Here is a 998-nt window from a genome sequence, read left to right on the forward strand (position 1 = left end):
ATCAGGTCCTGCGGTACCATCCATATCTGGATCTACCTCTGTTCCGTTGATTACTCCATCTCCATCACAATCGGATGTATACCAATCACTAGTTGTATCTAATAAATCTACATTTACTACATCGCCACCTACACATGGATCATATGGTGCTGTGTCCGTACCGTTTGGTGCGCCATCGCCATCACAATCTGCTGCTGCCCAAACAGAATAGTTTGGATCGGTTGGTTGTGGGTTTGTTGTTATGTCTGTATCTCCTGCACATGGATCGAATGGATCTGTATCTGTGCTATTTGGTTCTCCATCACCATCACAATCCGCTGTTAACCAATCTCCAGTTGGAGTTACTGTAACATCTGCTACGTTGTAATCACATGGATCGGTTGGATCTGTTCCATCAGGTCCTGCGGTACCATCCATATCTGGATCTACCTCTGTTCCGTTGATTACTCCATCTCCATCACAATCGGATGTATACCAATCTGATGTTATATCCGATAAGTCTACGTTTGTTAAGTTTCCTCCTACACATGGATCTAATGGATCTGGATCCGTTGCGTTTGGTTCGCCGTCTCCGTCACAATCTGCATCTGCCCATACTGGGTTACTTGCATCTCCTACACTGCCTGCTGTGAATACACATGGATCTAGTGGTTCTGGATCAGTTCCGTTTGGATCTCCATCTCCATCACAATCTGCGGTTAACCAATCTCCAGCTTGTGTTACTGTTATATCTGCTACGTTGTAATCACATGGATCGGTTGGATCTGTTCCATCAGGTCCTGCGGTACCATCCATATCTGGATCTACTTCTGTTCCGTTGATTACTCCGTCTCCATCACAATCGGATGTATACCAATCTGATGTTATATCCGATAAGTCTACGTTTGCTAAGTTTCCTCCTACACATGGATCTAATGGATCTGGATCCGTTGCGTTTGGTTCGCCGTCTCCGTCACAATCTGCATCTGCCCATACTGGGTTACTTGCATCTCCTACAC

1 pseudogene is annotated in these 998 nt (G+C 45.4%); it reads right to left on the minus strand.

Going from position 1 to position 998, the window contains the following annotated elements:
• Positions 1-998: pseudogene (locus tag ACVC3Y_RS00650) on the minus strand (hypothetical protein); the annotation flags it as partial.

This window comes from Lacinutrix cladophorae, from assembly GCF_053604645.1.